Origin of the sequence: Rhizobium sp. N621 (genome assembly GCF_001664325.1) — a bacterium.
Taxonomy (GTDB): domain Bacteria; phylum Pseudomonadota; class Alphaproteobacteria; order Rhizobiales; family Rhizobiaceae; genus Rhizobium; species Rhizobium esperanzae.
Window position 1 is genome coordinate 1,038,663 of record NZ_CP013495.1, and the last position, 26,782, is coordinate 1,065,444.

21 protein-coding genes, 1 tRNA gene and 1 pseudogene are annotated in these 26,782 nt (G+C 62.6%); 8 read left to right on the top strand and 15 right to left on the bottom strand.

The genetic code is table 11. The features are described 5' to 3' along the window. Window positions 1-173: 173 nt before the first annotated feature. Entirely contained in the window at window positions 174-3,635 is a 3,462-nt protein-coding gene (locus tag AMK00_RS05085; RefSeq protein WP_064809762.1) for a chromosome segregation SMC family protein, read from the top strand. Window positions 3,636-3,936: 301 nt separating this feature from the next. Here AMK00_RS05085 and AMK00_RS05090 read toward each other — a convergent pair whose 3' ends face one another. Next, complete coding sequence (locus AMK00_RS05090; protein WP_064809763.1) at window positions 3,937-4,587, bottom strand: glutathione S-transferase family protein; 651 nt, start codon at window positions 4,585-4,587, stop codon at window positions 3,937-3,939. 484 nt (window positions 4,588-5,071) lie between these two features. On the opposite strand from AMK00_RS05090, the gene AMK00_RS32405 reads away from it, so the two are divergent. Next, a complete protein-coding gene (locus AMK00_RS32405) occupies window positions 5,072-5,230 on the top strand; it encodes a hypothetical protein (RefSeq protein WP_164517758.1) in 159 nt (52 codons plus the stop codon). 185 nt (window positions 5,231-5,415) lie between these two features. Continuing rightward, the gene (ppdK, locus tag AMK00_RS05095; RefSeq protein WP_064809764.1) at window positions 5,416-8,082 is read left to right on the top strand and encodes a pyruvate, phosphate dikinase; all 2,667 of its coding nucleotides are present in this window, start codon (window positions 5,416-5,418) and stop codon (window positions 8,080-8,082) included. 10 nt (window positions 8,083-8,092) lie between these two features. Here ppdK and AMK00_RS05100 read toward each other — a convergent pair whose 3' ends face one another. After that, entirely contained in the window at window positions 8,093-8,368 is a 276-nt protein-coding gene (locus AMK00_RS05100) for a hypothetical protein (RefSeq protein WP_064809765.1), read from the bottom strand. A gap of 398 nt (window positions 8,369-8,766) precedes the next feature. Further along, window positions 8,767-8,958 carry a hypothetical protein gene (locus tag AMK00_RS05105; RefSeq protein WP_041678836.1) on the bottom strand — a complete coding sequence of 64 codons (192 nt, stop codon included), beginning with the start codon at window positions 8,956-8,958 and terminating at the stop codon, window positions 8,767-8,769. A 103-nt stretch (window positions 8,959-9,061) separates the two neighbouring features. Here AMK00_RS05105 and AMK00_RS05110 point away from each other — a divergent pair, with 103 nt between their 5' ends. Then, window positions 9,062-9,307, top strand: a complete 246-nt coding sequence (locus AMK00_RS05110; protein WP_064800965.1) for a hypothetical protein — start codon at window positions 9,062-9,064, stop codon at window positions 9,305-9,307. Between the two features lie 16 nt (window positions 9,308-9,323). Here the strand turns inward: AMK00_RS05110 and AMK00_RS05115 are convergent, their stop codons facing one another. Then, the gene (locus tag AMK00_RS05115) at window positions 9,324-9,710 is read right to left on the bottom strand and encodes a hypothetical protein (protein ID WP_064800966.1); all 387 of its coding nucleotides are present in this window, start codon (window positions 9,708-9,710) and stop codon (window positions 9,324-9,326) included. Between the two features lie 230 nt (window positions 9,711-9,940). On the opposite strand from AMK00_RS05115, the gene AMK00_RS05120 reads away from it, so the two are divergent. Both AMK00_RS05120 and AMK00_RS05125 read left to right on the top strand, forming a co-directional pair. Beyond that, window positions 9,941-10,846 carry a DUF1499 domain-containing protein gene (locus AMK00_RS05120; protein WP_064809766.1) on the top strand — a complete coding sequence of 302 codons (906 nt, stop codon included), beginning with the start codon at window positions 9,941-9,943 and terminating at the stop codon, window positions 10,844-10,846. Between the two features lie 141 nt (window positions 10,847-10,987). Beyond that, window positions 10,988-11,410: a hypothetical protein gene (locus AMK00_RS05125; RefSeq protein ID WP_064809767.1), complete on the top strand. Its 423-nt coding sequence runs from the start codon at window positions 10,988-10,990 to the stop codon at window positions 11,408-11,410. A 107-nt stretch (window positions 11,411-11,517) separates the two neighbouring features. Here AMK00_RS05125 and AMK00_RS05130 read toward each other — a convergent pair whose 3' ends face one another. From AMK00_RS05130 to AMK00_RS05145, 4 genes are all read right to left on the bottom strand, one after another. Next, the gene (locus tag AMK00_RS05130) at window positions 11,518-12,198 is read right to left on the bottom strand and encodes a peroxiredoxin-like family protein (protein ID WP_064809768.1); all 681 of its coding nucleotides are present in this window, start codon (window positions 12,196-12,198) and stop codon (window positions 11,518-11,520) included. A gap of 250 nt (window positions 12,199-12,448) precedes the next feature. Then, window positions 12,449-14,170: an SDR family oxidoreductase gene (locus tag AMK00_RS05135; RefSeq protein ID WP_064809769.1), complete on the bottom strand. Its 1,722-nt coding sequence runs from the start codon at window positions 14,168-14,170 to the stop codon at window positions 12,449-12,451. Next, window positions 14,167-14,616 carry a thiol-disulfide oxidoreductase DCC family protein gene (locus tag AMK00_RS05140; RefSeq protein ID WP_064809770.1) on the bottom strand — a complete coding sequence of 150 codons (450 nt, stop codon included), beginning with the start codon at window positions 14,614-14,616 and terminating at the stop codon, window positions 14,167-14,169. The genes AMK00_RS05135 and AMK00_RS05140 overlap by 4 nt, the downstream gene beginning before the upstream one ends. A gap of 22 nt (window positions 14,617-14,638) precedes the next feature. Beyond that, on the bottom strand, window positions 14,639-15,547 hold the full coding sequence (locus AMK00_RS05145; protein ID WP_064811644.1) for an MBL fold metallo-hydrolase: 909 nt from the start codon (window positions 15,545-15,547) through the stop codon (window positions 14,639-14,641). A gap of 165 nt (window positions 15,548-15,712) precedes the next feature. Between AMK00_RS05145 and AMK00_RS05150 the strand changes: the two genes are divergently transcribed. Next, window positions 15,713-15,787 (top strand) — tRNA-Gln (locus AMK00_RS05150). A gap of 90 nt (window positions 15,788-15,877) precedes the next feature. Here the strand turns inward: AMK00_RS05150 and AMK00_RS05155 are convergent. The 6 genes and pseudogenes from AMK00_RS05155 to AMK00_RS33555 form a co-directional block, all read right to left on the bottom strand. Next, window positions 15,878-16,798: a restriction endonuclease gene (locus AMK00_RS05155; protein WP_064809771.1), complete on the bottom strand. Its 921-nt coding sequence runs from the start codon at window positions 16,796-16,798 to the stop codon at window positions 15,878-15,880. A gap of 9 nt (window positions 16,799-16,807) precedes the next feature. After that, window positions 16,808-17,701, bottom strand: a complete 894-nt coding sequence (locus tag AMK00_RS31805; protein ID WP_123876177.1) for a DUF6615 family protein — start codon at window positions 17,699-17,701, stop codon at window positions 16,808-16,810. Then, a complete protein-coding gene (locus AMK00_RS05165) occupies window positions 17,698-19,008 on the bottom strand; it encodes a restriction endonuclease subunit S (RefSeq protein ID WP_064809773.1) in 1,311 nt (436 codons plus the stop codon). The genes AMK00_RS31805 and AMK00_RS05165 overlap by 4 nt, the downstream gene beginning before the upstream one ends. Further along, window positions 19,005-20,541: pseudogene (locus AMK00_RS05175) on the bottom strand (N-6 DNA methylase). The gene AMK00_RS05165 and the pseudogene AMK00_RS05175 overlap by 4 nt, the downstream one beginning before the upstream one ends. A 66-nt stretch (window positions 20,542-20,607) precedes the next feature. Beyond that, entirely contained in the window at window positions 20,608-24,018 is a 3,411-nt protein-coding gene (hsdR, locus tag AMK00_RS05180; RefSeq protein ID WP_064809776.1) for a type I restriction-modification system endonuclease, read from the bottom strand. A 194-nt stretch (window positions 24,019-24,212) separates the two neighbouring features. Beyond that, entirely contained in the window at window positions 24,213-24,434 is a 222-nt protein-coding gene (locus tag AMK00_RS33555; RefSeq protein WP_064809777.1) for a hypothetical protein, read from the bottom strand. A gap of 197 nt (window positions 24,435-24,631) precedes the next feature. On the opposite strand from AMK00_RS33555, the gene AMK00_RS05190 reads away from it, so the two are divergent. Beyond that, complete coding sequence (locus AMK00_RS05190; protein WP_064809778.1) at window positions 24,632-25,771, top strand: DUF4268 domain-containing protein; 1,140 nt, start codon at window positions 24,632-24,634, stop codon at window positions 25,769-25,771. 165 nt (window positions 25,772-25,936) lie between these two features. Here AMK00_RS05190 and AMK00_RS05195 read toward each other — a convergent pair whose 3' ends face one another. Continuing rightward, window positions 25,937-26,704, bottom strand: coding sequence for an SDR family NAD(P)-dependent oxidoreductase (locus AMK00_RS05195; RefSeq protein ID WP_064809779.1), 768 nt, complete (start codon window positions 26,702-26,704; stop codon window positions 25,937-25,939). Window positions 26,705-26,782 lie beyond the last annotated feature (78 nt).

A 26,782-nucleotide genomic window follows, 5' to 3' on the forward strand; every position in this document is an offset into this window, starting at 1 on the left:
AGATCGGCTGGGGGAGACGTCTCATCCATCGTGACCCCTCTCACGACTGCGCCGCGTAAGCGCTCCATTGTTTGGGAAAGGCCTAGCCGCTTGCCGATCTCCCCACCTGTGGGGGAGATGCCCGGCAGGGCAGAGGGGGGGTCCAAGCCCTCTGAGCGCCCCGGAGCTTCTGCATGAAGTTCAACAAGCTGCGCCTGGTCGGCTTCAAATCCTTCGTCGAGCCGACGGAATTCATCATTGAGCGGGGGCTGACCGGTGTCGTCGGCCCGAACGGCTGCGGCAAGTCCAACCTCGTCGAAGCGCTGCGCTGGGTGATGGGCGAGAATTCCTACAAGAACATGCGCGCCTCCGGCATGGACGACGTGATCTTTTCCGGCTCGGGAAACCGCCCGGCCCGCAACACCGCCGAAGTGGCGCTTTATCTCGACAATGGCGAGCGCACCGCGCCTGCCGCCTTCAACGATGCCGACGAGATCCAGGTCACCCGCCGCATCGAGCGTGAGCAGGGCTCGCTCTATCGCATCAACGGCAAGGAAAGCCGCGCCAAGGACGTGCAGCTGCTGTTTGCCGACGCCTCCACCGGCGCCCGCTCGCCGTCGATGGTCGGCCAGGGCCGCATCGGCGAGCTGATCCAAGCAAAGCCGCAGGCCCGCCGCCAGCTCCTTGAAGAGGCGGCCGGCATCTCCGGCCTGCATTCGCGCCGCCACGAGGCCGAACTGCGGCTGCGCGCCGCCGAAACCAATCTCGAACGTCTCGACGACGTCACCTCGCAGCTCGAAAGCCAGATCGAGAGCCTGAAGCGCCAGGCCCGCCAGGCCAACCGCTTCAAGACGCTGTCGGCCGATATCCGCGCCCGCGAGGCGATGCTGCTGCATATTCGCTGGGTGCAGGCCAAGGAAGCCGAGGCCGAGGCCGACAGCGCCCTCAACCAGGCAACCGTCATCGTCGCCGAAAAGGCGCAGATCCAGATGGAGGCCGCGAAAAGCCAGGGCATCGCCAGCCTGAAGCTGCCGGAACTGCGCGAGGGCGAGGCGCGTGCCGCCGCCGCCCTGCAGCGCCTGCAGATCGCCAGGAGCCAGCTGGAGGAGGATGCCGGCCGCATCCTGCGCCGCCGCGACGAACTGACCCGCCGTCTCGCCCAGCTTGCCGAGGATATCCGCCGCGAGGAGCGGCTGGTGGCCGACAATGCCGTCATCCTCGCCAAGCTCGACGCCGAAGAGGTCGAGATTTCAGAGGTGCTGGCCGATTCCGGCCGCCATGCCGAGGAGAGCCGCGAAGCCTTCGAAGGGGCGGCGGCAAAACTTGCCGACAGCGAACGCGTCTTCACCCAACTGACGGCCGAGCGCGCGGAAGCCGCCGCCGGCCGCAACCAGCTGGAGCGCGCCATCCGCGATCTGGCCGACCGCCGCATGCGTTTGGAACGGCAGATGCACGAGGCGAACGGGGAATTGTCGGCCATCGGCGAGAAGATATCGGGCCTGCCCGACCCGGACGAAAAACGCGCGATCGTCGAGGCCGGCGAGATCGCACTTGCCGATGCCGAAGCCGCGGCCCAGACGGTTGAACAGGCGCTCGCCGCCGCCCGCCAGGCCGAGGCATTGTCGCGCGCCCCGGTGGATCAGGCCCGCGCCGGCCTGAACGCGCTGGAAACCGAGGCCCGCACCATTTCCCGCATGCTCGCCGCCGGTGCGGCGGCCGGCAAGTTTCCGCCGGTGGCCGAGGAGCTGAAGGTCGATCGCGGCTTCGAAACGGCGCTGGGTGCAGCACTCGGCGACGATCTGGAATCGCCGCTTGATGCCGAGGCGCCGGCCTATTGGTCTGTCAATGGCGATGGCGCCGCCGATCCCGCGCTTCCCGCGGGCGCCACGCCGCTCATCGTCCATATCAGCGCGCCATCAGCTCTCACCCGCCGCCTGCGCCAGATCGGCCTGGTCGGCGAGGGCGACGCGCGGGCGCTGATGGCGGCGCTGAAACCCGGCCAGCGGCTGGTGACGAAAGAGGGCGCCGTCTATCGCTGGGACGGCCATGTCACCGGCGCCGACGCCCCGAGCGCAGCAGCGCTGCGCCTTGCCCAGAAAAACCGCCTGGCCGAACTCGAAAGCGAAGCGGCAATCGCCCGCGACGTGCTTGCCGAGGCCGAGGAGCGGCAGACAGCGGCGGCCGAAGCGATCCGCATCGAGGAGCGGCGGCTGGCCGAGGCCCGCGACATGAGCCGGCTGTCGGCGCGTCATCTGGCTGAAGCGCGCGAGGCGCTGGCTGCCGCCGAGCGTGCTTCCGGTGATCTGATCCGCCGCCGCGACGTCGTCAGCGAGGCCGCGAGCCAGCTTGGCGCGCAATTGGAAGAGATCGGCATCCAGGAGGAAAATGCCCGCATCGAGCTGGAGGATGCGCCCGATCTGACCGAGATCGATGAGCGGCTGCGCTTCCAGCAGGCGGAGGTCGCGACCGACCGCGGCGCGCTCGCTGAAGCCCGCGCCCGCCATGAAAGCCTGGCAAGGGAAAACGAGGCCCGCCAGCGCCGCATCATCGCGATCGGCCAGGAGCGCGAAACCTGGCGCCAGCGGGCGGAAAGCGGCGAGGATCATGTCGCCACGCTGCGCGAGCGCGAGGAAGAGGCGCGCGAAGAGGCGGCCGATCTGGAAATGGCGCCGGATGAATTCGACGACAAGCGCCGCGCCCTGCTCAGCGAATTGCAGAAGGCCGAGGAGGCGCGCCGCAATGCCGGTGATCTGCTGGCCGAGGCCGAACGCATCCAGCGCGAGGCCGATCATAAGGCGGCGACCGCGCTTTCCGAGCTTGCCGAATACCGCGAACGCCGCGGCCGCGCCGAGGAGCGCCTGGTCTCGGCCCGCGAACGGCGGCACGAAAGCGAGATCCGCATTCGCGAGGCGCTGAACGTGCCGCCGCATGAAGCACTGCGGCTCGCCGGGCTGCAGCCGATGCAGGCGCTGCCCGATCCGCGCGAGGTCGAGCGCGATCTCGAGCGGTTGAAGATGGAGCGCGAGCGGCTCGGCGCCGTCAACCTGCGCGCCGACGAGGAGCAGAAGGAGCTGAGCGAAAAGCTCGAAGCCCTGATCAAGGAGCGCGACGACGTCATCGACGCGATCCGCAAGCTGCGCGGCGCCATCCAGAGTCTGAACCGCGAGGGCCGCGAGCGCCTGGTCGCCGCCTTCGACGTCGTCAACGGCCAGTTCCAGAGGCTGTTCACCCATCTGTTCGGCGGTGGCACGGCCGAGCTCCAACTGATCGAATCCGACGATCCGCTCGAAGCCGGCCTCGAAATCCTGGCGCGGCCGCCCGGCAAGAAGCCGCAGACGATGACGCTGCTCTCGGGCGGCGAGCAGGCGCTGACGGCGATGGCGCTGATCTTTGCCGTCTTCCTCACCAATCCGGCGCCGATCTGTGTGCTCGACGAGGTGGACGCGCCGCTCGACGACCACAATGTCGAGCGCTACTGCAACCTGATGGACGAAATGGCGGCGTCGACCGAAACCCGCTTCGTCATCATCACCCACAATCCGATCACCATGGCCCGCATGAACCGCCTCTTCGGCGTCACCATGGCCGAGCAGGGCGTCTCCACCCTCGTCTCCGTCGACCTGCAGACGGCCGAGCGCCTGCGCGAAATCGCCTGAGGCCTTGCGAGGAGGCTGTGGATCCGTCCGCCGCTGTTTTGCTGCGGCTGTCACCCCACCCTCCGTCCTCCTCGGGCTTGACCCGAGGATCCATGCGGCATCCACCAGCGCCAGCCCGTGGATCCGAGGCTCAAGGCCTGGGATGACGGAGATTGAGGGGACGGAGCGGCAGGAGGCGCGGACCGGTGGGGCGCGTCATTGCATTTCCGTTCGGATCCGTCGCCGTTCTGCTGCCGAGGTCGCCCAGCTGCTCGCACGCCTTGCGCGGATAGGCTCGGCCCTGACACCGGCCCGCCTGGGATCAGCCCGCCGAGGCGGCCTGGAAGACCGCGAGCTGCGCGGCGAATGCGCGTTGATAGGCCGGGCGCGCTTCGCCGCGGGCGACATAGGCGGCGAGGCTCGGATAATCGTCGAGGATATTGGCTGACTTCAGCCGCAGCAGCACCGACACCATCAGCAAGTCACCGGCGCTGAAGGTGCCATCGAGCCAGTCGGCGTCGCCGAGATGAGCGGCAAGACTGTCCAGCCGTTTGCGGATGCTGCCCTCGAGGGCGCGCAGGCGCTGCTCGTACCATGGTTCGTCGCGCTCGAGGATCCTGGCGAGGCTGTGCTCGAAGATCGGCGTCTCCACCGTATTGAGCGCGGCAAACATCCAGGCGATCGCCCGCGCCCGGCCGTCGGCATCCCTAGGTAACAGGCCGCCATGACGCTCGGCGATATGCAGGACGATCGCGCCGGATTCGAACAGGGTAAGATCGCCTTCCTCATAGGTCGGGATCTGCCCGAAAGGCTGGCGCGCCAGATGCGCCGGCTGCTTCATCGTCTCGAATGAGACGAGGCGAACCTCATAGGGCTGGCCCGCTTCCTCGAGCGCCCAGCGAACCCGCATGTCGCGCGCCAGGCCGCGGCCGCGATCGGGCGAACGTTCAAAGGCGGTAATGGTGATCGTCATCGCTTTCTCCATCGCTAGTCTGCATTGAAGACGTGTGGCCCAACGGGATTCCGACACTCACCGCCGTCTCGTTTCGAGAGGGTCGCATCGACGACGAGGCGGTTGTTCACCGGCCCGTCGGGACTCGCGCTCGAGACGGACTCCGCACAAATCGCGCGCAATTTTCCCGCATTCGGCGATAAACACCAAAAAAGGTCGGCTGTCTTGGGGTCCGTACCCCATTTGGATGATGCTCTTTTCTCTGACTTGCATTAGAAGTTGTTTCAACGCAACCTGATGACTTTGCTGAAAAGCGGGCGGTCAGCGTTGTGCATTGTCGAATTTGCGATGCGCTTTCCGGGTAGAGGGCAAGGACCCGGAAGGTGTTTGAGCAATCCCGGGAAATCCTGAGGTATTGCACAAACGAAGATCAGGGCGGTTCCATGAACCGTCCTGGGTTGAGGGACCCCCCGTCCGGTTTTCCTGGCCGGACGGAAACAAGGCTTTGCGGGACATTGTTGCAGTCCCGCAAAGCTTTTTTTATGCCTTGTTCACATCAGGTGCGGTTCAGGCCTTCGACCGCTTGATTGCGAAAATTATTGTGCGCCGCAGCATTTTCGCCGCATTTGTGGATTTTCATTTCAACACCAAGGCATTAAGCTAATTCCTAAGTTTGTTGACGGACGTCGCTTTCTACTCGGCGTCATCCTCGGCCTTGTGCCGAGGATCTGCTGCCCTATCAAGCGGATGCAGATGCTCGGCACAAGGCCGAGCATGACGAAAGAGAAGTTGGCGGCGTTGTCGACAGCTGAGGGATCACGCTGATCCTTCCGTGGTGTTGGGGGGAAGATGACCAAGTGGGTCTACAGGTTCGGCGACGGGCAGGCTGAGGGCGGCGCGCGCGACCATGAGATGCTCGGCGGCAAGGGCGCCAATCTCGCCGAAATGTGTGCGCTCGGCCTTCCCGTTCCGCCGGGACTGACGATCGTCAGCGATGCCTGCGACACCTATTATAAAAATGGCGGCCATATCGACGAGCGGCTGAAGGCCGAGGTGCGCGACGGCATAGCCGCGATCGAGGCGATCACCGGCCGCCATTTCGGCTCCACCAGCCAGCCGCTGCTGCTTTCGGTGCGCTCCGGCGCCCGCGTCTCGATGCCCGGCATGATGGACACGGTGCTCAATCTCGGCCTCAATGACGAGACCGTGCAGGCGCTCGGCCACGATGCCGGCGACGCGCGTTTTGCCTGGGACAGCTACCGCCGCTTCATCCAGATGTATGCCGACGTCGTCATGGGCCTCGGCAACGACGCCTTCGAGGAGATCCTCGAAGACGAAAAGGCCAAGCTCGGCCATGAATTAGATACCGAACTCAGCGCCACCGAATGGCAGCATATCGTCTCCCTATACAAAAGGCTGATCGAGGAGGAACTGGGACAGCACTTCCCGCAGGATCCGGAAGTCCAGCTCTGGGGCGCGGTCGGCGCGGTCTTTTCCAGCTGGAAGAGCGCGCGCGCCGTCACCTATCGCCAGCTGCACAATATTCCGGAAGGCTGGGGCACAGCCGTCAATATTCAGGCGATGGTATTCGGCAATCTCGGCAATTCGTCGGCGACCGGCGTTGCCTTCACCCGCAACCCTTCGACCGGCGAAAAGGCGCTCTACGGCGAATTCCTCGTCAATGCGCAAGGGGAGGATGTCGTTGCCGGCATCCGCACCCCGCACAGCATCACCGAGGAGGGGCGGCTTTCCTCCGGCTCCGACAAGCCCTCGATGGAAAAGCTGATGCCGGAGGCCTTCCACGAGCTCAGCCGCATCTGTTCCGAGCTCGAGATCCATTACCGCGACATGCAGGATATCGAGTTCACCATCGAGCGCGGCAAGCTGTGGATGCTGCAGACCCGCTCCGGCAAGCGCTCGACCCGGGCGGCCATGAAGATTGCCGTCGACATGGTCGATGAGAAAGTGATCACCGAGGAGGAGGCGGTGCTGCGCATCGAACCTTCGAGCCTCGATCAGCTCCTGCATCCGACGATCGATCCGCGCGTCAACCGCCAGGTGATCGGCACCGGCCTGCCGGCCTCACCGGGGGCTGCGACCGGCGCCATCGTCTTCACCGCCGAGGAGGCGGTCGAGGCGGAATCGGAAGGCCGCAAGGTCATCCTGCTGCGGGTCGAAACCAGCCCGGAGGATATTCACGGCATGCATGCCGCCGAAGGCATTTTGACGACGCGCGGCGGCATGACCAGCCATGCGGCGGTCGTCGCCCGCGGCATGGGCATTCCCTGCGTCGTCGGCGCCGGCACCATGCGCATCGATAGCCGCAACGAGCGGCTGCTCGGCATCGGCGTGACGCTGAAGAAGGGCGATATCATCACCATCGACGGCTCCGCCGGCCAGGTGCTGAAGGGCGAGGTGCCGATGATCCAGCCGGAACTGTCGGGCGATTTCGGCCGCATCATGGGCTGGGCCGACCGTGTCCGGCGCATGACGGTCCGCACCAATGCCGATACGCCGGCCGATGCCCGCGCCGCCCGCTCTTTCGGCGCCGAAGGCATCGGCCTTTGCCGCACCGAGCACATGTTCTTCGAGGGCGAGCGCATCCATGTCATGCGCGAGATGATCCTTGCCGAGGATGAGAAGGGCAGGCGGCTGGCGCTCGACAAGCTCCTGCCGATGCAGCGCCTGGATTTCACCGGCCTCTTCACCGTCATGCACGGCCTGCCGGTAACGATCCGACTGCTCGATCCGCCGCTGCACGAATTCCTGCCGAAGACCGACGACGAGGTGGCCGAGGTCGCCTTCGCCATGGGCATGGAGCCCTTAGCGCTGCGCCAGCGCGTCGACGCGCTGCACGAGTTCAACCCGATGCTCGGCCATCGCGGCTGCCGGTTGGCGATCTCCTATCCCGAGATCGTCGAAATGCAGGCCCGTGCCATCTTCGAGGCGGCGGTGGCGGCCGCCCAGGAGACCGGAGCGGCCGTCGTGCCCGAGATCATGGTGCCGCTCGTCGGCCTGCGCTCCGAGCTCGATTACGTCAAGGCCTGCATCGATGCCATCGCCGGCGATGTCATGCGCGAGGCCCGCATGAAGATCGATTATCTCGTCGGCACGATGATCGAGCTGCCGCGTGCGGCCCTTCGCGCCCATGTGATCGCCGAGGCGGCCGAATTCTTCTCCTTCGGCACCAACGACCTGACGCAGACCACTTTCGGCATCTCGCGCGACGATGCGTCGGCCTTCATCCCTACCTACCAGCGCAAGGGCATCATCGAGCACGACCCGTTCATCTCGCTCGATTTCGACGGTGTCGGGGAGCTGATCAGCATCGCTGCCGAACGCGGCCGGCGCACCCGCAACGACATGAAGCTCGGCATCTGCGGCGAACACGGCGGCGACCCGGCCTCGATCCGCTTCTGCGAAACGATCGGCCTCGATTACGTCTCCTGCTCGCCGTTTCGCGTGCCGATCGCCAGATTGGCGGCGGCACAGGCGGTCATTGCCGCGAGCAGGTAAGCCGGGCTCGTCAGTGACGATAGCGCCAGCGGTCGCGGTAGACATAGGGCCCGTTCAGATCCCAGGCCATGCGGTCCATCATCTCCGCGCTCGCAGCCCGCGATTCGGCCCGCCGGTCGAGATCGATGCGCTGCAGGCAGGTGGCAAACCCATCCGTGCCGCGGCGGAAACCATAGCTCAGGCACCGCTGCTCATCCGCCGCCCGCCGCTCCTCCGGCGTCATCGTCTGACAGGCGGAAAGGCCAGTGATGGTGGCGAGGAGGGTGAAGATAAGAGGGATGCGCATCGGGGTATTCCTTGCTTTTCCCGGAGGAAATGCCATTCGGGTGTTGGCGTCAAGTTGCGACTGCCGCCCCAGGAGAAGCGCCCGTTTTTCGCGAGGCGCCGGCCACCTGCCGATCTCCCTCCTTGTGGGGGAGATGCCCGGCAGGGCAGAGGGGGGTTCAAAGCCCTCAGTGCGTCGCAGTCGGACGGCTTTCATACTATCAATTATGGTGATCGTGCCCTTTGTTTTGGTTCGCGTAGCGGCAGGGGCACCCCCCTCTGTCCTGCCGGACATCTCCCCCACAAGGGGGGAGATCGGCCGAGGGCACTCTCCTCATTCTCCCTCATTCCTGTGACATCCCTCGGGTAAAGCCCTGAGGACAGGAAGGAGGAGCGTGAGTATGCGCTCTCATCAGGCTTTCACGCCGCCCCCGCCGGATCCCCGATCGGCAGCAGCGCGGGATCGAGCGGCGGGTCTTGCGGGTTTTTCGTATCGCCGGGGTCCTGCGCCGGTGTCAGCGGTGGTTTTTCCTGGGTTCGGTCGGGAATGCCGGGTGTTGGCGTCGGGCCGCGTGGGGTATCGGCATTCGGTATCGGGTCTCTGTTGGGCATGATCGCCTCCTTTTGAAAAAAGGAACGGCAGCCCAGGCAGATGGTTCCACTTTCGCCGCCGGCGATTCCTCTGTATGAGGGGCTTGCAAATATTGGAACGAGCATGGCCATCCGCGATCGATTTTCGAAGAAACTGAACTGCCCGCAATGCGGCAATGCGGGTTTTGCCGAGGCTTCGGAAATCGATGATCCCAAGCGCAAGCACCCGGATTTCAAGGTCGATCAGCTGCCGCGCGGCTTTGGCGTGCAGCGCGCCGCCAATCACCAGGAAAGCTTCATGATCAAGTGCGAGTGCGGCCGCAAGTTCCCCTTCCGCAGCCTGGCGGAAGCCGCGGCCGAGCGGCGTTGAATCTCAACAATGACACTCAGATCCGCTCCAGCACCTCGATGAAGGCATCGGCGAAACGCACGAGATGCGCGGTGTCCTCGTCGGGCGCCTGCATGCGGATCTCGGTGCCGTTCTGATCGAGCAGCGCCAGCACGACGCGCATGTTCTCGCCATCGGGAATGCGCAGCACTGCGATGCGGCGGCAATCCTCGATCAGGCCGGCGGCCGGCAGGTCGAACAGCAATTCGCCGCCGGAACGGCCGGCTGCTTGGCGCACCGCCTCGCAGAAGCCGGCATCGCCGCCGGCATAACCTTCGAGTGAAAGTTCGAGCTCGACGAGCTCCATCGGCAGCGCCGGTTCGGTGTGGTCGATCCCGCCAAGCGCAGACGCCTGCGGCCTTGCTGTTATCTCGGGTGAAATCATCCCGTCTCTCCTGTACATGACCTCGGAGATGAAACCGCGGCAGAATGGCCTTTTTTTTACATATCAGCAAGGGCTTATGAAAGTGGGCGGCCGATTGCCCGGCGGTCTCCGCTGAATTCCATCTGATATTCCGAGACAACAGTTTCAATTCAGCCGAATCTTGCACTAAACAGGGACATGGCGATTTGCGTGGTTGAGGACGCGGCGCTGACGAGCAACCGGTAAGTTTGATGGCCATCCGCTACGACCGCCCCGTTTCCAGCGCCGCCCGCTTTTCGCGGCTGCTCGGGGCATTTTCGCTGGTTCTGGCGCTGGCCGTGCTGATCGCCCATCGCTTCGGGGGGCTCGCCACGCCCTATCTCGTGCTGCTGCTGTTCACCGCCGCCGGCTTCGCGCTGCTTGCCGCCCTGCTTGCCGCAATCGGCCTGCGCAGCCTCTGGATGACCGGGGCCGAAGGCGGGCTGGCCGCCCTTGCCGCGCTGATCTACGCCGCCTTTCCACTCGGCATCGGCGCCTTTGCCGCCGAGCGTTACCTGACGCTGCCTGACATCTATGACGTCTCCACCGATCCGGTCTCGGAACCGGACTGGCTGTCGCCGCCGAAGGCCGATCAGATCTGGCTGAAGCGCAATCTCGTGACGCCCGAGGATCGCGAAAAGCAGATTTCAGCCTATCCCGAACTGACCGGCCGGCGTTACGAAGGCGCGCTCGACCGCGTGCTGGAGGCGGTGCGCAAGGTCGCGAAGCAGAGCGGCTTTACGATCGTCAAGAGCACCGGCACGAGCGAGCCGGACCGCGATCTCGAGGACAGGCCGGCAAAGCCCGCCCCCGGCGACGATGCCGTGACCGACGCGCCCGGCATCATTCCCGTGCCGACGCCGCGCCCCTATGACGACGACGTCGCCAAGCTGATCCGTGGCGCCAACGGCGTGACGCTGCAGGCGACCACCCGCACGCTGATCCTCGGCCTGCGCTTCGATATGATCATCCGGCTGCGCGAAGAGGCCGAAACCACCTTCGTCGACATCCGCGTCGCCTCCCGCTACGGCCAGCACGACCTCGGCTTCAGCGCCGAAATCGCCGGCGATTATCTGAAGGCGCTGGATGCCGAACTCTTGGGGATTGCGGGTGGGTGAGCCGCGGTGCCGCCAAAGGCGGCAGCAATCGATCCAGTGAATCGATTGCAGCGGCGAACGCACTGAGCCCAAGCGAAGGGCCGGGATACGGCGCGGCGAACGCAACATTTTATACCGCATCAAAGGAGGAGAGGGGCTGCTGTGGGAAGCAATGTCGATTTTCTGAATGTGTCTGACCAGGAGACCCTTGATGAATTCGGTTTCGTCAAAACTCTTTCAGGTGAGACTTATCTTAAATTTGTCGGCGGCTGCCACTTTTTACAGTTCCCTATTGGGAAGATCTTTTCTCTCCATGTTCCGGATGACTTTTTAGAGTTTGATCGGGTTGTGAAATGCGTCCTGAAGATTCAGCCCGATGTTAAAAAATCAGTCATTCATACGTTCGCCATTAGAAAGCAGGGAGGCATAAGCGTAGCTGCCTATACCAGGCCGGATGATATCTACATATACGTTCCGGAGAGCTGTGAGATTGATGTTCAGCTATTGAGCAGTTTGACAATCTCAATTGTCTCAATGGAATACACGACCGAGCCCCATCCCTTGAACAAGTTTTATGTGGCTTGACCAGCAGATGCTTGCCATACCCCTCTCGATCCAACCACCACCTTGCACCCATGAGCCCTCCGCACAAGTGCCGAAGGCGCCGGCAATCATCCGGCCACCAATGCAGATCAGCGTGCAAGATCACCCACGGCGGCGATGATCTCCGCTGCGGTCGGGAAGATGCAAAGGCTGCTGGGTCCGTCCAGCGCCTCGATCTGTGCCCAGGCGATGGTGCCGTTCTGATCGACCAGGAAGTGCCCGACGAGCTGGGTGGCGTGCTTGGCGAAGATCGCCTGATCGGCTTCATCAAGCGCGAAGCGATCCCTGGCGTTGAGCACCGTGTTGGCTTCCATCGGCTGCAGCGGTTCCGGGAACTCGCCGGTGGGGTTGATGCGCGCCGCCTGGAACTGCGCCATCGTCGCGCTATAGGGCCATTCGGGCTGCTCGCTGCTGCCATCGGGCAGGAACTCGGCATGTGGCACACCATAGGCCCGATGCGTGTGGCAGTCGGGATCGCAGAGCAGCGTCACCGGCGTCGGACGGTGGCGGAAATACAGGCGAGCGCGTTCCACCGGCGTGTTGATAACGGCCACGGTCTTCACCCCGGCGGCGTTGAGGGTGGGCTCGATGCCGGCAAGCTGTTCTAGCTGGCGTCGGCAGAAGGGGCAGTGCAGCCCGCGAAAGAATCCGATCAGGAACGGCCGGCCGCTCAAGTCGGCCAAGGAGACCGTTCCGTCGAAATTGGCCGTGGCGAGTTCGAACGCGGGCGCGGTGTTTCCAGGTTGCAGCGGGCGCTTCTGGTCTCCCATGGAGTCATTCCTTTCCGGATCGTCTCGGGTGAAACGACCGGAATTGAATATAGCACTCGTTGCAAGAAGACCCACCGCCCGATGTTGAGATCGCCTGGAGTGGCCGGGCACGCTTGGAGGAAGGAATGACGGAGAGGGCGGTTGACCCCTCAGCCGCATCCACCTGTGGCCAGCCCCGCCCTTCGAGGCTTCGCCCTGTGGGCTACGCACCTCAGCAAGGATGAGGCTGGAGAGAAGACGCGCCACCCCCTCACTCCAACACTAGCCACCCCGAATACCGCACCACCAGCCCCGTCAGCCGCCCGCCGATCTCGACGTGAAAGTGGAAGCGCCCATCGCGCTCCTCCTCGTAAGTATCCCCACCCGGCGCCAGGAACAGCGGCAGCGGAATGCCGCAAAATCGCCAGCCGCGCACCACGAGCCTGAGCTTCTGCCCCTCCGGCACCAGCGCCAGCAGCACCCGGAACGGCCCGAACACCTCGGCGAGCAGGTGGCGCTCGCGGCCCGTGCCGGCGGCCTGCCAGCTGCGGAAGGTCTTGCCCCCGAAAGACCGCGTCCAGATCTCCCGGTCGCCATCCGCGACAAAGCGCACCGCGACCGGCACATCCTCGCCGGCGGCGGGAAAGCCGATGATGCCGGCGATCAGCCGGGCGAGCAGGCCGCGGCCGCGCTCGATCCGCGCCCGGCCGGAGGCAAGCCGGGTACCGCCGCCATGGATCACCGCAAGCGCCGGCGGCAGGCTCTCCCAGGCGTCGCCGAGGACGCGCCGGTAGAGCGGTTCGGCCTCTTCCGCGTGCTCCAGCCGGATGCCGGAGGTGATCGAGAAACGCTGGAAGGCCGCCTCGAAATCGGCCAGCGGCAATTCCCCCGCTGCCGGCCGGGCGCCGCTTTGCGGCCGCTGGCCATCGAGCAGCCGGCGCACCAGCGCCTCGACGCCGAGGACCGGGATGAATGGCCCGTCATCACCTTCGGCAATCAGCGACCAGTCCGCCGTCAGCCGCCGCCCATCGCGATCAAGGCCGCCCAGGCGCACGAACATGCCGCCGCGATGGGCGCCGACGGCGAAGCGATGGCTGGCGGCCTGCAGCAGCCGCGCAAACGGCGTGAGCGAGGGTAAGAGCCCGATCTCCACCAGCCGGGCGGCAAAGCTCAGCAGCCGCTGCAGCGCCTGCGGCTCGGTGCCGACGCCGGTGAAGGTGGATTGCAGGTCGGCAATGTGCCGCGGCAGCAGCGCCAGATCGGGTGCATCGACCAACAGGAAAGTCCGGCTGGCGAGCGGCGCCACACCGGGCGGCGCGATCGCCACCCGCATCTCGTCGATCAGCCCGCGCCCCTCGGCCGGCTGCCCCTCGCGCAGCAGCGCCACTGACCTGCCGGCATAACTTGCGATGGCTCTCACGACATTGAGCCCGATCTTCACATGCGCCGAGGGGGCAATGCCGGCCGCCACGCTTTCGACGCGGGCAAAATGCGGCGCCATCGCCTCCAGCGCCGCAAAGGAGAGCGCCGGCAGGCTGCTGAGCCCCGAGAGCACGAAGGTGTCTTTCGCCTTCGCCTCGGCATCGAGCCCGCCGATGCCGGCGACGAAACCGGTGCTGTCGGCGAGATCGGCATAATCGATGCCGAGCTCGATGCAGGCCCGCACCACCTTATAGCCATCGCCGGTGAAGCTCTGAAACGGCCCGGAGGCATCGACGACGAGATTGGGCCTGAGCCGTGTCAGCTGCTCCCGGAGATCGCCGTCGCGATCGAAGACCACCGCCTGCAGCCAGGCGCCGAGATCGTTGCTGCCGAGCCGCCCGGCGCCGCCTTTCGGTGAGCGGAGATCGAAGACGAAATCATCGGCCTTTTCGAGCGAGCGGCCGGCGATCAGCAGCCTGAGCCTGGGCTCCTCGCCGAGCAGCCGGGCGAGCCGGCCGCCGAAGCTGCCATAGCCGCCGATGATCAGCAGGGAAAAGGTGCCGCCGCTCATGCGATGAAGCGGCTGCGCTGCTCCGGTGTCGGCACCATGCAGCTCTGCCGGCCGGCGATCTTCAGCCGGTTGCGGGCAATGAATTCATAAAGCGCGTCGGCCGCGCGCCGCGGCAGGAGCCGAAAGAGCTTCGCCAGCGAATAGGGAAAGCCGAGGCTCGCCACCATGCGGATCGTGCCGTCGGACTTGAAGAAGGCGCGGCCGCCTTCGATGAGGATATTGGTTTCGTAGTCGCGCGTATCGAGGCCGTAATGCCGGTAAAGCGCCTCGCCGAGCGGCGTCTGCGCCGCGAGGAACCGATATCGCCGGCGCCTGTCATGCTTCAGCACGAATTTCACCCAGCCGGAGCAGAAGACGCATTCGCCATCGAAGACGATGAGCGGCCGGTCATCGGCAAAGGCGGGAACGGCGGGATCGTTGCGATAGCTGTAATCGGCGCGGCCCATGCAGATCTCCCTCCGCCTCTCTTTACGCCGGCCGGTAGCGCGCGGCAAGCGAAGGCGGCCCATCCGCGACAATCGCGCCGCGCTCCATGAGATGCTCGATATGGGCGAGCACGGAAAGGGCAGCCGCCCCATGCAGTTTCGGATCGGTATCACGATAGATCGCCTTCACCATCTCCGCTATCCCTTGGTCGCCGGCCGCAACCCGCGCCAGCACCGCCTGCTCGCGCCCCCGCCGATGCGCCTTCAGCGCCGGCAGGAAGCTCCTCGGCTCGTTGACCGGCCCGCCATGGCCGGGCAGCAGCAGGCTGTCCTCGCGCTCCATCAGCCTGTCGAGCGAAGCCATATAATCCGCCATCGAACCATCCGGGGGTGCGACGATCGAGGTCGACCAGGCCATGACATGATCGCCGGAGAACAGGATCTCCCGGCCTTCGAGCGCGAAGGCGGCATGATTGGCCGTATGCCCCGGCGTCAGCACCGCTGTCAGCGCCCAGCCATCCCCCGTAATCGTCTCGCCGTCGCCGAGTGTCAGATCCGGCACGAACTCCATATCCGAGCTTTCGGCAAAGGGATTGACCTCACCGGCCCTGAGCGGCCGCGCCGGCCGATGCGACCCTTGCCCCACCGTCACTGCCCCCGTTGCCGCCTGCAGCCGGCGGGCAAGCGGCGAGTGGTCGCGATGCGTATGGCTGACGAAGATATGCGTCACCTCCCGCCCGGCAATCGCCGCCATCAGCGCCTGAAAATGCGCCTCGTCCTCCGGCCCGGGATCGATGACCGCCACCGAGGAGCCGCCGACAATATAGCTGTTGGTGCCGTAAAAGGTGAAAGGCCCGGGATTCTCCGCCGTGACCCGCGCGACCCCAGCCGCAACCGGCACGGCGCGCCCATAGGCCGGCTCGAAAGCAAGGTCGAATGCGGGGCTTTCCATGAAGGCGATGATCTCGCGGCCGATGACGTCGCCCATTCCTAGCACGGCCCTTGGCACTCTGCAGCGCATAAATCTGCGCGATGCGCAACTTAGTCATTGTGACAGACGGAGAGCTTTGCTAATCAGGCGTCGATTTGAGCCGGCGCTGAGCGCCGAAAGCTCTGGTGGGGCGTAGCCAAGCGGTAAGGCAGCGGTTTTTGGTACCGCCATCCCCTGGTTCGAATCCAGGCGCCCCAGCCAAATCAAATCGAGTCCGTTCTGGACACATCGGTTACGGCTATTCCTGAGACATACGCAAGTTTTTTGAGCCCGAAAGTTGCGATTCTGCCGTCACTCCTCGCCGAAGAAGTCCTCGTCCAGCCGCTTGAACTCGACTGTGCGATAGCTGCGAACTCCGACGCCATGCTCGATCATCAGATCGGCCAGCTCCTGCCCATCGATGAGGATGACCCGCTGGGCCAGATGCTTAACGTAGTCACGCACCGGCTGGCTGAAGGTGGAGGTGGTGACGAAGACGCCCTTGGTGGCGCCGAGGCCCACGAGACTTCCGACGAAACCATTCACGTCCGGGCGGCCGACCGGATTGGCGGGTGCATAGCGTTTGGCTTGAACGTAGATACGGTCAAGACCAAGGCGATCCTCATTCACGATACCATCGACACCGCCGTCGCCGGAGCGGCCAAGTTGGGTGGCGGCGTCCTTGTGGCTGCCGCCATAGCCCATGGCGACCAGGAGATCGACAATCAGCAACTCGAAGAAGGCGGGACTGTTCGCGAGAACACGCTGCAAAAGTTCGTCGCGGAGTGCGGACTGAAGTGCCGCATGGGCGGCGTCGATTTGCTCCTCTGGCGTCGTCCGGAGAGACGCCGTCTCAAGCGGCTTCGCGATGACGCCGGCCTGTTCGACGGCGCCTTCGTTTCTGTAGAATTCGCGGAACATCGGCTCCTGCAGCAGGAGAGCCACATCGATGCGTTCAGGCGCCGTCGCCAGCAGCGCCTTGCCTCTTTCTGTCGCCACAAAGCGACCCCGCGCTGGCGAGGCGATAAACCCAGCCTTGCTCATGTAGAATTTCGCCCAGTGAATGCGATTGTGTAGCAGGCGCTGGCGTCCACTTGGCAGGAGCTCCTCACGTTCCTCCTGCGCCAAACCCAGCTCGTCAGCAATTCGCTCCGCGACGTCGGCCACGCGGGTCTCTCTCTCGGCGAGGCGCAGGACAGGGAGCATGAGGGTCTGGTAATCGGGTATTGGCATTGCGGGCCCCTAAGCCGGTGGGTCTTGATCTGAAATCTTCGGTGTCCGATCATCATCGGTCCTGCCAGACAAAAACGTAATGGTAGGTCGCCGCAGCCTCGGATTAAAGCGAATAGGAGGACCGTCTTCTATCCTGCGATAACTCTCCCGGTCAGGAAGAAGTGACTCACGCGCAGACAGCCATCGTACCAGGTAATCATGATCGCTTCGTTTCGCCTCATCGACACCCCCCAACCACACACGCTGAAGAGCATTCGCCACGGCATCCGGAGAAGGTACATCGTCGCCCGGCGCTACTGGCGGACAAAGAATTGTGGCTAGATCGAAGAAATGCGTTCGAAGATGAGAAAGCCGTTTGTGATGCAGCCTTTTCGGCTTTGCTGTCAGCTTCGCTTCGAGTTCGAAAGCGATGTCATATGCGAATGCCAAATTTATGCCGCAGACCCTGGGGATCGCGCCCGCAAAATAGGCATCTTGTACTACCGAGGCATGATTATAAAACATGTAGAGCGGCAGACACGGACCCGCGGAATTCAGCAGGGTTTTGAACTGATAGGCGCCGGTGGATGGCACCACATGCAGAAGCTCGTTGTAAGCGCGATTTTTTATCGAAATCGTTTTCTTATTGTTTTCCGTGGCATTGAGGCGTTTCGCCTGGATTCGAAGGCGCAATCGGCGACCGGTGGACACCTGCCAGAAATCGAGATCAAGGTCCCCTCCCGTGGCGGCTTCATCCGGATATTCGATAACCATGCTCGGCCCCGCAAATGTTGCCAGGGCGGCGGTGACTACATCCGTCAAAGTCTCTTCCCGGAACCGGCCCTTTTTCAGCTTCGTCTCGCGGTCTAGTAGAGCCCCAACCAGAACTGGTAGTTTTGCCGCGAGATCACATAGCGTCGTCATCGCTCACTACTCCGCCCGCGCTTCGCCTTCGGCGCCGCCGCGCGTTCAACGCGGATGCGCTCCAGCAGCTTTTCGGCGGGCTCGTCATTTTCGTCCTGATGAATCAGTTCGCCACGGAAGGCCTTGGCGAGGATCGCCTCGTCCAGCTTACCCACCAACTCCAGCGCGCGCTTGGCTTCCGCCGACAACCGGTCGATTTTAGTGAAGGCGGCTTCGATGCGATGGACGATTTCGGTTCGCAATTTTGCATCAGCGTAAGGAATGGAGAGCGAAAGCAAGCTTTTCTGCCCAATGTTCCGCATGGAAAGCTGATTGCCGGACGAGATGTTCATCAATGCTTCGCGGCCCATTGGTGACCGCAAATACCAGAGAAGCCAAGCATCAATGGGCTCGTTGAACTCAAGCCGCAGAATCTTATCGCTTAGATACAAATTGTCGGGTGCTTCAGCGACAATCACTACGGCGCCTACGAGCTCGATCGTGTTCGCTCTTGAGAAGAGAAAGTCACCCGATCTAATGCGGGTGCCCGGGTCGGGCTCAAAATCCGGAGGGAGCGTTTTAGACTGATCCGGTCGGAATTCGCCCCATGTCACAGCGCTCACCTTCACAACGCCATTCTCGTAGGAAAGAGGCGGCCTTTCTTCACACCGGAGATTTTTTCCAGCTTTAATGCAAGCGACCAGGTCACCCAAGTCCTTCCGAGCCAACTCTCCGCTGAACTCCTTGCTGAGCACGGCTTGCTTGTAGCGAGAGACGAGGGTTTTGATGCGGGCGAGTTCTATGCAGGCGCGGGAGGAATTCGCGTTCAGCGCATCCAGCTTGGCCACGATGCGCCTTTGCTCGGCGAGCGGTGGAATATTGATAGGGAACTGCTTGATGAGGGTCTGGCTAATATTGGGCTGAGCTCCTCCTTGCCCAGCAGCGATGAACCGTGGCTTGTTGGCGAGAGCGAACTTCCAAAGGAACGGGACCAGTTCCTTCGAGTGATATGAGGGCACGAATGCTGCGCAAGCCTGATTGGTGGCTGCCGAGATACCCAACAGAGCCGTTTTGCCGATGGTTGCTCCATACATCGCAATCAGAAGCGTACCGGACGGAAAGAGCTTAGCCGAGCTATTCCTCAGGCCAGCTTGAGTAATCTTCTCGGGGGTGTCCAAAAGTACCCGATCTTCCAAGTCGCCGGTCTTCACCCATGGGATGTCGCCTCCATAGTAATCGGGCCGAGCTCGTGATGGTGTGCCGCCACTTGACCACTCACCGATCTCCCCCAAGGTAGTCTCAACCCATCCCCTTGGCAGCCCACTCATTCGGCCGCCTCCGGAACCTCGTCGCCTAGCTCGATCATCAACGCCTCGATCTCCAGCGTGGCGGCCTGCAAGTGGCCGATGATTGCGGCGGCGATGTCATCCGGTTCGGTCAGGCCTTCTTCCGCCTCTTCTTCCGCTTCACGCAGCCAGGCGATATCGAGATTGTCGCCGCGCTTGGCGATGTGCTCGCGTTCAAACTTGCGCCAGCGACCGGTCTCGCCTTCGTCCGGTCCTCGTTGCGCACCATGGGGGCTCGTGCCGAAGGCCTGTTCAAAGCCTTCGAAATGGGCCCCCGTCAGCGGCGTCGTCTTGCCGAATTTCGGCATCTGGGCGCGCAGGATCGTAAATCCAGACGGCCTTTGTGTTGCCGTTCTCGGTCTTGCCACGCGTCAGGAAGATGACATTGGTCTTCACCCCTTGCGCGTAAAAGATGCCGGTCGGCAGGCGCAGGATGGTGTGGAGGTCGCACCAGTCCATCATCATCTGGCGAAGCTGTTTGCCGCGTCCGTCTTCAAACAGCACATTGTCCGGCACGACGATGGCGGCGCGGCCACCGGGCTGAAGCGCTCGAATGCAGTGTTCGACAAAGGGAAGCTGGTAGGAGGAAACCGTTGCGGTGACGGAGAGATCGTCGCGCGTCGGAGCGCCACCCGCCGGGCCGAAGGGCGGATTGGTGAGGATGAGGTTGGCTCGGCCAAGCCCCTTGCCCTTGTCCGAGAGCGTGTCTCCCAGATCGACATGGTCGCTGTCGATGTCGTGCAAATAGAGGTTCATCAGCAGCAGGCGCAGCGTGCCCGGGACGTTTTCCATGCCGTGGAAGGCATGGCGTTTCTGAAATTCCTGCTCCTTCTCACCGAGGTCGAAATAATTGTCGGTGCGGGCGCGCATGTAGCGATCGGCGGCAATGAGGAAGCCGCCGGTGCCGGCGGCAGGGTCTTGGATCACTTCGCCGGGTATGGGCTGCATCAGACGCACCAGAAGCTCGATCAGCACACGGGGAGTGAAATACTGCCCAGCGCCACGCTTGGTCTCTTCCGCGTTCTTTTGCAGCAGGCCTTCGTAGAGATCGCCGAACTGGTCGCGCTCTTCGGAGAACCAGTCCAGTTCGTCGATGGCGGTAACCAGCGTGGTGAGATTCTGCGGTTCGCGGATGAAGGTGGAGGCGTTGTCGAAGATTTCCTGCACCATTTCCGGCAGCGGCCTTGCATCGGCATAACGCTTGCGCTCTTCCGGCGCGGCGTTGTCGCCCGGCGGCAGGACAAGGGCATCCTCCTTGCCAAGGCGGGTGCTGGTGGCGCCGAGCGTGACCAGCACCTTGCGATAATGCTCCAGCTTGCGCAGGCCGTTCTCCGCGACAAGATCCGCCCAGCGCATGGTCTTCGGCAGGCTGCCCGTCTCGCGATTGCGCTCGGCCATCATCTTCAGAAACAGTAAATAGGTCAGCTCTGTCACATATTGCTGATAGGTGATGCCGTCCTTCCTGAGGACAGTGCAGAGGCGCCAGAGTTTCTGGACGATGGCATTGGCATTCATGGCTGAGTCTTTTCTGATCGCGGATCGATGAGGAGCGTTTGTAACGGGCGTGGGGCTTACGTCAACTCAGGCGGCAGGTGGCGCCCAGATTGCTTCGTTGAAGGTGTGGAGGACGTCGTCCAGTTCGCCATCGAATTCCTGAGAGATGCGCTTGAAACCGCCTTTGTCGGCAAAGACGCCATGGTCGAGCAGCGTCGGATCCGCCACCGGCTTGTCCTTCAGTGCGCGACCGATGCGGCGCAGCCATTCCTTCTGCTTCTGCGTCCAGGGGCGTGACTGCTCAATTTTCAGGATCGCGTGTTCCACGCGCTTTGCGTAGGGGATCAGCGGGTCGCCGAGGGCTGCCTGCCGCACGAAGCCAATGATATGGGCAGCGATATCGGCGTTACGGGCTTTGCCATAGGCGGCGCGCAACATCGCTTCGGAATAATTCCTCTCGTCCAGAAGGCCGGCGAGTTCCGACAATTCCTTGCGGGTCAAGTCACGCGGGCGCTGGGTAACGGCAATCAGCGCCGGAACCTGATTCATGTTCTCACGGACGAAGCGCTCAAATCCGGTGATGTAATCCTCTGGCGTGGTGTTCTTGCCAAAGATTTCTTCGATGCGCAGCAGCTCGTCTTCATGGGTGGAGATGATGACGCCGTCATTGCCCCTTGCCGTCTGCACCGGAAGGCGCTCCAGGAGCTCGACGGCGCGGGGATGGGCGGCCAGCCAGTTTTGCAGTTCGGCGCCGGAGCGGGTGGAGAGCCGCTGTACAGTCATCTCCGGGCTTTCGCCGGTGTGGCGCTCAAAGCTTTCGCGCGTCTCGGCATCCATGCGCTTGCTCATCATGCGCATGCGGACGATCACTTGTCCTGCGACCCAGCTCTTGTCCTCTTCCGTTTCGGCGTTCTGCAGATCAGTGACCAACTGGCCGAGCGAGACATCCGGCTTGACGACGACCGGGCGCATGTCCGTCATCTCCTGCAACTCGGCATAGAGGTCGACGGCATCGAAGATGCGGAAATGCTCTTTGCCGATCTCCGGGCAAAGGCGCGTGGCGCGGCCAATCATCTGATCGTAGAGGATGCGGCTCTTCACGCGGCGGACGAAAACGAGGTTGCAGATGGAGGGCACATCGACGCCGGTGGTCAAGAGATCGACGGTGACGACATATTTCGGATAGGGATCGTTCTTGAACTTCAGGATCAGATCGTCGGCCTTGTCGACATTGCCGGTGATTTTCATCACCATGGCATGCGGCACGGCGTCCTTGCCATGTTCCTCCTGCAATTCCTCGACCAGCAGGCGCACGATATCATCGGCATGGGCATCGCGGGCGGCAAAGATCAGCGTCTTGCCGGGTTTGGTGGGAGGAATTTCCGTGGCGATGGCACGGCAGACAATGCGATTGAAGGCTTCCGAATAGACGCGCTTGTTGAAATCGGCGACGTCGTAATCGAGCGACACTTCATCCGGAAGTTCGAACAGGTCGATCTTTCCGGTTGTGCGGTCGATGATCTCAACCTCTTCGCCGCCATCGAAGTGGATGCCGGCTTCCGAAAGTGCCGTGGTGATACGCTTCGGCGGCAGGTGATCGTTCAGATAGCCTTCGACCACGGCCTGGCGGTAGCCATAATGGAACACCGGATGCCCGAAGATCTCGCGGGTGTGCAGAGCGGGCGTTGCCGTCAGCGCCACTTTCACGGCATCGAAATAGTCGAGGATCTGGCGATAGGCTGACTGATAGTCATCAAGATTGCGGAAGCCAATATCGTTTTCTCTCAGCTCCGCATCCAACGTGTAGCCGCGATGGGCTTCGTCGACGATGATGCAATCGAAGGTGCCGGGCGTCGGACGCTTGGCTGGGTCGGGCTCGTTCAAGATGCGGGCAATCAGGGACTGGACGGTGGCGACCTGCACCTGATCCTCGTCTTCGGGAACTTTCTTTTCGAGGCCAGCGACTTTGTAGATCTGCGCGAAGTTCAGCATGCCCTCGATCTCAGTCGTTTCGAGAGCGTCGTTCGTCTGTTTGCCAAGAGCTTTGCGGTCGACAAGGAAGAGGATGCGGCGGAACCGCTTGTGCTTGAGCAGGCGGTACATCAGCGCAATACTGGTGCGTGTCTTGCCAGTGCCGGTCGCCATCGAGACAAGGATGTCGCGCTTGCCGGCGACGATCGCATCCTCGACTGCGGCGATCGCTTCCTCTTGGTAGGGGCGCATCTTGCCCTTGCCGAAGCTTTCCTCGGCTAAGCCCTGGGCGGCTGCGTCGACATCCGTCTCCAGGATGTCGAGCAAATCTTTTGGCGAGAACCATGCCGTGAGCGGTCGCGGATGGTTGTTGTCGCGGCGCAGGTCGCAGAACCAAATACCAGATTTGGTTTGCCACTGGCGGACGAAAGGGCGACCATTGGTGGCGAAGACGAACGGCACGCGGAAAGGATCTGCAAGCCCATGTTTCCAAGGCCCGTCTAGATGTTGGTGCTCCGGCGGAAGCTCGATCGTCCGAGCATAACGTTCCGCCTGATGCAGCGTCGACGGAACATCCACACTCTCGCGCTTTGCCTCGATGACACCGACACAGATAAGCCCAATGAAGAGGGCATAGTCGGCTCGTCCACCCTCTGACGGCCATTCGGCAATCGCCAAGTTTCGTCCTTCCTCCGGCCGCGCTCCCTTCTGATGGACAAGGGTGCTGCTGTCGGCTTCCCAGCCGGCGTCGACAAGCTGCACGTCTATGAGACGTCGGGTTTGTCTTTCATCGAGTTCCAGGCGGCTTGCGGCCTGCAGACCCGCCTGCTTGAACTCCATTTGCAGCTGTTGCGGCTGCGCCTCCGCCTGTTTCTGCAGTTCCGCCAGATTCCGAGCGATATCGGCTTGGTTAGCTTCCAGCTCGAGAGTCGTCTTCTCCGAGGCGGCACTTTCTACGGCTCTTTGACGGGCGAGTTCCTCGGCGGCGGCTCGTGCTTTGGCCAGTTCTTCCGCTGAGGCATGCGCGGCAGCGAGCTTCGCCTCAGCTTCCTGTACTTGGCGTCGGAGGGCATCGAGTTCAGACTGCGTGGCCTGATCCACTGCCTGCGACGACCTAGGCGGCACGAAGGGGCCAGGTTTGAAATTCGGATCGCGGCCATAGGTTCGCCGATACCAGACGCCGAGCGCGCGGCAGAATTTCAGAGCCGACAGCGCTTCAGCGGATGAGCCTCCGAAATCGTGGTTCGCCTTGTTTCCTGCTTTGCGCACCGCATGAAAGATGTCTGCTACTTCGCGGGGCAGCACCTGCTGGGTCGCGAGGCGACGGAGAAGATCATGTGTCGTTTCGCGGTCGGCAGCATTATACACGCCGGACAGAGCCGCGATTTCCTTGACCATGTATTCGCCGAACTGACGGCTTTTGATCAGCGAGGTGTTTGCGTCTTCTGAAAAAAAGCGCTCCGCCAGCACACCGAGACGGTGGAGCTCGGTACTGATCCCCCGCAGATGATCAAAATTCGCCGACAACTGCTTTACCCAATTCCCCGATCCCCGCTGGCATAGACATGCCACACGTTTTGAGTGCGGGCAAATAACTCCTACAAATTGATGAGCGGAATTTATTTCTGATGCATTAAGAATGTCGGAGAGCTTAGAACAAAAAGAAATGCGATAAGAAGCGGGTTTGCCTTACCCGCGTACCTCGAACAATTTGACACCGGTCAACTCTGCAAGCTTCCCCACCGGCATCTCCTGAAACTCGGATCGCCGACCTCCGCCGTCGCCTCCCGTTGCTGCCGAGGGTACCAATAACCGCCGCTGACCTTGGCCGCGCCATCATCACTCGTCGCAAGCCACGTCTGGCTGTCGTCCAGGCCGCGCACGAACAGTAGATAGGTAATCTGCTCGATCACCTCGAGCAGATTTGCAATGCCACCCGCCAAAAAGGCATTCCATACCTGATCGACCTTCGAGCGAATTTCGCCTGTGAGCGTGCGTGGTCCTTATCATCTTCCGAATCGGATTTGACACAACGGCATCACGCCATGCTACTGAAGACGCAGCGGGAAGTTGAATGATCGAGAGATGAAAGCATGCCTCTCAAAAAGGTATTGGCCGGTAGGCCTGCGAGTGTGGCCTAATGTTTCGTGTTGATAGAAGCCAAAATAGAATCGCGCGCCTAGCGCAAAGACGTTTCGGTGAGCTTGCATTGCGCGAGCGGGATCATCTGCAGGAATGGCTGGTGCACCAGCCAGATGCACTTGGCGAAGAACTGCTTATCATCCAGAAAGAGTTTGACGGGTTCGACGAGACGCGTGAGCGGCTAGACCTTCTTGCGCTCGACAAGGCGGGCAATCTCGTCGTCATCGAGAACAAGCTTGATGACTCAGGCCGCGACGTGACTTGGCAGGCGCTTAAGTACACCGCCTATGTCTCGGGGCTGAACAAACTGCAGATTATCGAGATCTACCAGCAGTACCTCGACCGTTATTGCGGGGGAGGTTCGGCAGCTGAACGCGTCTGCGAATTCATGGAGGTGGACGAGCTTCAGGAGACGGTGCTGAATCCCGGTAACGGCCAGCGAATGATGTTCATAGCTGCCAATTTCCGTCGGGAGGTGACCGCGACAGTGCTGTGGCTGCTTAGTCGAGGCATTCGTGCGCAGTGCTTTCGCGTTGTTCCGTACAGCTTCGGTGATGAGCTGTTTATTGACCTGCAGCAGATCATCCCAACTCCGGAGGCTGCAGATTACATGATCGGCATCTCTTCAAAGGAGGTGGAGGAAACAAACGCGCAGGGGGTTCAAGCGCGTCGACACCAGCTCCGGCTGCAGTTCTGGGCTCGCGCTTTGGAGAGATTGCGTGCGGATGGCATCACCCTCTTTGCCAATGTTAATCCTAGTCGTGATCATTGGCTCAATGCAGGCTCTGGCGTTGGAGGTTGTCCTTTTACGATGGTTTTTGCACGCGACGAAGTTCGTGTCGAAGTGAACCTCGCGCGCGCCGACCGTGATCAGAACAAGTGGCTATTCGATCGGCTCGAAGCCGACAAGTCTGCAATCGAGGCTAAATTCGGAGGGGAGATGAGTTGGTCTCGGCTCGACGAGAAGAAACAGAGCCGGATATCCTATTCCCATCCACTCGATGGCTTCGACGTCGACAACTGGCCGGAAATGCTGACCTGGTTGTCGGAGCACATACGCAAGTTGGAAGGGGCTTTCCGACAGCCACTAGCTCAATATGCGCGTTCGATCCCTAGTGTTGAGGAAACAACGGAATAACTGCGAATCCGTTGCTCATCCAAGTAGACGCGACATGAGGGCCACAGCCAAGTGGCGATGCACGCCCGCCGACCTGACCGCCGAGGGTGGCGGCGTGGTAGAGGGTAACGCACTCGAACTGCGGAAACGCCCGCTCAACCGGCCTTGGGCTTTTATCGCTCGCTTTCAAAACAACCGAACCCCAGTCAACTCCGCCAGCCTCCCCACCAACGCCTCCTGAATCCCGACATCACCAACCTCCGCCGCCGCCTCCCGCCGCTGCCGATGATACCAATACCCACCACTCACCTTGGCCGCACCGTCGTCACTCGTCGCGAGCCACGTCTGGGTGAGATGCCCCATTTCAAGATCATCCGGCGCGCCGGCGCCGCCCATTTTGGTCGGCACCCAGCCGGGATCGACGGCGTTGCTCAGAACATCCGGCCAGTGGCGGGCGATGGCGGCGGCGAGGGTGGCGATGTAGAGCTTGCTTTCCGAATAGGCCTGGCTGGCGTTCCATGGCCGCCGCTTCCAGTCGATATCGTCGAGGCTGCTGCCGCCGCTGCGGTGCATGCCGCTCGTGAGATAGATCAGGCGGGCGGGGCGGGTGATCCAGGCTGTGAGGAGATAGGGGGCGAGCACGTTCACCGCCAGCGTCTTGGCGTGGCCATCCGGCGTTTCGCCGCGGCTCCTTTCGAGGTAGATGCCGGCATTGTGGATGACGGCGTCCATCCGGCCGATGGCGTTGACCTGGTCGGCGATGGAGCGCGTTTCGGCGGCGCTGGCGAGATCGCCGATAACGAGGCCGAGGGCGGTGGCTGAGGTCTCCGCGATGGCGGCGGCGCGCTCGCGGGAGCGGGCGTGGAGGACGACCTCGTGGCCTTCCCGGATGAGGGTGCGGGCGGCGGCGAGGCCGAGGCCATCGGTGGAACCGGTGATGAAGATGCGGCTCATGGGGTTTCCTTTTGCGGTGGCGTGGTGCGTTTGCCCATTTCATTGCCAGCTTTGGTGTGAGCTTCGGATAGAGCACGG